This is a genomic window from Escherichia sp. WS2035 (assembly GCF_046487065.1).
GTDB lineage: Bacteria > Pseudomonadota > Gammaproteobacteria > Enterobacterales > Enterobacteriaceae > Escherichia > Escherichia coli.
Genome location: NZ_JBJQKD010000035.1, coordinates 1 through 5,287, shown reverse-complemented (window position 1 = coordinate 5,287; position 5,287 = coordinate 1). Strand labels below are relative to the sequence as shown.

At 45.4% G+C, this 5,287-nt stretch carries 3 protein-coding genes and 1 pseudogene; all 4 read left to right on the top strand.

Translation table 11 applies throughout. The annotated features are described in order from the left end of the window. The coding region (locus tag ACJHX4_RS26500; RefSeq protein ID WP_227915087.1) for a DUF2345 domain-containing protein at positions 1-1,027 on the top strand (1,027 nt) is incomplete at its 5' end. Positions 1,028-1,038: 11 nt separating this feature from the next. Continuing rightward, positions 1,039-3,401, top strand: a pseudogene (locus ACJHX4_RS26495) (M23 family peptidase). Continuing rightward, a complete protein-coding gene (locus ACJHX4_RS26490) occupies positions 3,398-4,255 on the top strand; it encodes a hypothetical protein (protein ID WP_001531916.1) in 858 nt (285 codons plus the stop codon). Before ACJHX4_RS26495 ends, ACJHX4_RS26490 begins: the two are co-directional and overlap by 4 nt. 463 nt (positions 4,256-4,718) lie before the next feature. Beyond that, the coding region (gene vgrG / locus ACJHX4_RS26485; protein WP_137490811.1) for a type VI secretion system tip protein VgrG at positions 4,719-5,287 on the top strand (569 nt) is incomplete at its 3' end.

Here is a 5,287-nt window from a genome sequence, read left to right as displayed (position 1 = left end):
GTATGGCCTGCATCTGCCGCTGCTGGCGGGAACGGAAGTCAGCATCGCCTTTGAGGAAGGCAACCCGGACCGACCTTATATCGCCGGGGTAAAACACGACTCGGCACACACCGACCATGTGACCATTCAGAACTACAAGCGTAACGTGCTGCGCACCCCGGCGAACAACAAAATCCGCCTCGACGATGAGCGCGGCAAAGAGCATATCAAGGTCAGTACCGAGTACGGCGGCAAGAGCCAGCTAAACCTCGGCCATCTGGTGGATGCCGGAAAACAGCAGCGCGGGGAAGGTTTTGAACTGCGTACCGATCTGTGGGGTGCAGTACGGGCAAAGAAAGGCATCTTTATCAGCGCCGACGCGCAGGATAAGGCGCAGGATCAGGTACGCGAAATGGCCGACATTATCAGCGAACTGAACAGCCTGAGCGATAAAATCCAGAAACTGTCTGACGATGCGGCCACGGCGAACGCCGATCCGGCGGATATGGCCGCGCAGGTGGCGCTGATAACCAGCCGGATAAATGACCTGACCGCCTCGGTGATTTTGATGCACGCGCCGAAAGGTGTGGCGGTCGCCAGCGGCGAGCACCTGCAACTGGCCGCAGTGAAAAACCTCCAGATAAATGCGGGAAACAACGCCGATATCGGCGTGGTGAAGAATATGTTTATCGGCGTAGGGCGGGCGCTGAGCGTGTTTGTGCGCAAGGCGGGTATCAAACTGATTGCCAATAAAGGCGCAGTATCGGTACAGGCGCAGCACGATCTGATGGAGTTACTGGCGAAGAAGTCGATAGAGATCGTCAGTACTGAGGACGAGATCAGGATTTCAGCGAAGAAAAAAATAACGATTAATGGTGGTGGAAGTTATATCCGGATTGAGGGTAGCGGCATTGAGCCGGGAACGCCGGGGGATTATAACGTCAAAGCGGTGCATTACGGGCGTATGGGAAAAGCACATGAGCCTGTTGAGTTACAAATGTTGGCAGAGAAAGTAGATGAGCCACCCGTAAAATTTTTCTTTTCTTAAGGATATAAGAAATGATTATTAGCCCGCCATTTATACGAGCGAAAAATAACAATGAAAACGATGCTCATTGGATTGAAAGGATGATGCCAGTTGAACCTGACCGTGACTATCCCATCAACTATGGGGGATCATGGCATGGAGGCATCCACGTTAGACATACAAACAGTGACAGGCAACCAGAATATGTCCGTGCCATTGCTGATGGTGTCGTGGTATCTATTCGCAATCCCTCTGACCAGGCGGCATGTAGTCTTCCGCCGCTCAATTATAATGGAAGCACAGACGATGGGTATGTTCTGCTTCGTCATGAAACTGAAATAGGCACTGGTGAGGACGGCAATATTGTTTATTACTCTCTTTACATGCACCTGGAAAAGATTGAAGAGGGTATCAGTGAAGGAAATAAAGTCTACCGGAAATCGTCACTGGGAATGCCGGGGCATGTCGACGGGGATCGCGGCCTGCACTTCCAAATTTTCTGCGATGATGACAATCTGAGAAAAATAACCGGGCGCACTACACCTGAGATGGATGTGAGCCGTCATGGGCGTACCGACGTGGTTTACGGGGATATCTATTTTTACCTGCCGCCCGGTACCCGCTTTTACAGGAGTGCGCCGGAAAACAACGCAGTAGATAACACAGGTGAAGTTTTTCAGAGCACGGAACCGTTGGTTGTCACCATGTGTTTTGATACTGGCCATTGTATCATGACTACCCGCAGAGCAAATCCGGTGATACCAAGCCGTTATGACATTGTGGGAGAAGTGTTGACGGATGCTGACGGCACTGATTATGAATACAACTTGTACAGTGCTGCACTGAGACTTTATCCGCAAAGTCCAAGCGCAGGGTTTGAGTTACTGCGCTTTGGTCGGGTTATCAATACCGAGCATGAAACACTGATACCCGCGAATGCGCCACTGTGGCGAACCGTGAGCTATCCCGGTGGGCAAGGAGTGATAAATCTGGCGGCAGATGTTGTGACAAAATTTAGCGACGGTGATTTTCCGCACTGGAGTGGCTGGCGACTGGTAGATGACGACGCTGACAGCAACAGTCAGTGCAATTCAGTAATATTACGTGGTGGTGGTTTTACGGATTTTCGTCAGATGATTTGCCACTTCCCACTGGAGTGGTGTAATACGGGAATAGAAGCGCGTTACGGCTGGTTGAAAGAAGGGGTAATACAGGAACGTCAGGAAAATGAGGCTAACAGCGATTTATCATTAGGTACGGATTACTACAGGCCAAATAATGTCGAATATAATACGACTGGAGATAGCCATGGAGAATCTCCTCAGTCAGCTATATCAGAAATGCCAGATTTGTCTTATGAACAGTCAAATGCTTATGAAAATGCCGTCAGAGTTTTATTACTGGGAGAAGAAGACTGGCAGACGTTGGTGAAGCATATTAAGGCACTGTGTTTTGATACCAGTAGTATTGCTGAAGGACGGGTTTGGCATTTTAATCCGGGTGAGTTTATTAAGCATTTTAGGAAGTGTGGGTGGGTTGACAAAGCAATATTGAAGCGAATTTTTGCCTCTGGTACTAATGACCGTGATAGAGCGGTTATTGAACAAAAAGTTGATATATATGGTACGGCTATAAATATTGTTATGAATAAATATATAATGAATTCTCCTCTGAGACGTGCTCACTTTCTGGGGCAAGGGGCAGTGGAATCTTCCCGTTTAAGAAGTATGCAGGAAAAAGCCAGTATCAAACTGTTGATGAAAATGGTCGGCCAGTCGGCGGAGGTATTGTTCCGGACTCATTACGTGATGAGAATTCGGACTTGGGTCATTGGTATGGTGCAATTGAGACTGAGGTCGATGGATACTTCTCTGGTGTTAAATATAATTCTGGTGGAGGACGAATTGCAGGCTCATATGACTGGATACTAGGAAACTGCGACACTGAGGATGCCCAGAAGTTTCGTGGGCGAGGTTTTAAGCAGTTAACTGGTCGATCAAATTATGCCGAATATTGGGTCTATCGTGCCTGGATAGATACGAATAGTTTTACCGCTAAGTGGTGGGAAGACCCTCTGTGGCGCTTACATGATCGTCGTCGTTTAACTCGCATACCGGCTAATATCGAAGAGCCTCACAGGGTTACCAGAAGCGAATATAACTGTATCGATACTGGTGGATTCTTTATTGTTAAGACCGTTGATCGTCGGGGTACTCGGTCAAGTATTACCAGAGCGATGGATCAAGACAGTGAAGTTATTCATTTGAACAATACCACGATAGATACAACGGATGAACAAACAATAAGAAGTGTGTCCCGTGCAATTAATGGTGGTGAAAATGGTTTGCCAGACAGGATAACCTTCACACGCGCAGCTAAGAAGGTTTTAATATGAAAAAGAGTTTCTTTTTATTTTTATATTTCATATCCCTGAGTGCATATCCTGGAGATGAAAATGCATACATATATGGTAACGATGGAACAATTGAAGGAATTAAATACAATTATCTCGATAATGTAATAAAGTTCAATATTGGTGATATGTCTTTTGATGTTTTCAGCAAAGATAATTTTTTCTTAAAGAAATGTCTTCTGGATAACTACAGTGACAGTATAGATACAGGCATTTCATTTTTAACAACAGATCATGAAGCAATTGTTTTTCAGTCATCGGGTCGGTTTGTTTTAACAAAAGATGTAATCGATATATGTAATTCTTCTGAAGAAAAGCATGCGGAAGTTTATCCACCTGTCAATATTGGGATGATTGCTGACATGAACTTCAGGAAAAATGTTGCTCTTATATATCACCCAATGGGTAATATTTCAGGAAAAATGGTATATCAGGCTGAGTTGTCAAAGTTTGTTAAAAAAAATTATAGATCAAGCAGCTTCTTAACGGAGGTTGATCCTGAAAAAATACAGTACCTGATAACGGGTAGGTTTTTTTACAATGGTAGTTACAGAGATTTAGAAAAAAAAAGTTATTCAGGCCCATTTGATCTCGTCTCAGGCGTTATCTCTCCTGATGCAAAATATGTAGATCCTTTCGGTCTGGGGTGTGATATTGATAAGGTCAATCATAGTATACCACACGTGTATGAAATATCCACAGCACAACGAGTTGCATTTAAAAGCGATCCAGCGTTATCTGCGATAATAAATAAAGAACAAATAGATAAAAAGTGTCGGCAGTTATTAAAAGCATCTGCATCTTTGAAAGATTTAGGTGGATATTTAAGTCAGTAGAATATGTCACCGTTACTCTACTGTGCTATAGGAGATAGCGAAGAAGAGTTTTTTCAATCAAATATTGCCAGAGTTTTATTATTGGTTGAAGAAGACTTGAAGACGTTGGTGAACAATTTCAAGAGGCTATTTTTTAATGCCAATGGTATTGCTGCAGGATAAGTTTGGCATTTTATCTCAGGTAACTTTATAAATTATTTCCATAAATGCGGAAAAATCACAAAAAGCTTTTTTATTTCTTCATTCTTTTATGATAGGTCGTCAGGAACAACACTGACCAGCATATTTAGGAGGAGAGCGTATATATTTTTCACGAAGTTTCATCAAACTATACGACAGTACAGAAGAATTGTCATATTTTAAATTATAACTCTAATGTAATAATTCATTATCCCAGAATGTATCCGAACAAGAAATAACGGCTCGTTATTCTTTGTTAGATAAATGAAGGAGTACAAAGAAAATGGATGTTCCTGTTCTGAATTTCGACCACTCACACCACAAGCTCAAAATTCGCGGCCTGCAAAGTCCGGTGGATGTGCTGACCTTCGAAGGCCGCGAACAACTGAGTACCCCGTTCCGCTACGACATTCAGTTTACCAGTACCGATAAAGCCATCGCGCCGGAGTCGGTGCTGATGCAGGACGGCGCATTCAGCCTGACGGCACCACCGGTACAGGGAATGCCGGTGCAGACTGCCCTGCGCACCCTGCACGGCGTCATTACCAGCTTTAAACACCTCTCCTCGTCACAGGACGAAGCCCGTTACGAAGTGCGCCTTGAACCCCGTATGGCGCTGCTTACCCGCAGCCGCCAGAACGCCATCTACCAGAATCTGACGGTGCCGCAAATCGTCGAAAAAATCCTGCGCGAGCGGCACCAGATGCGCGGTCAGGACTTCGTGTTTAACCTCAAAAGCGCATACCCGTCCCGCGAACAGGTGATGCAGTACGGTGAGGACGACCTGACGTTTGTCTCACGCCTGCTGTCGGAAGTGGGTATCTGGTTCCGCTTTGCCACCGACGCCCGGCT

What these genes read in the sequence shown, in the direction of transcription:
- ACJHX4_RS26490 (WP_001531916.1), top strand. Translation starts at nt 3,398, where the DNA reads ATGAAAAAGAGTTTCTTTTTATTTTTATATTTCATATCCCTGAGTGCA.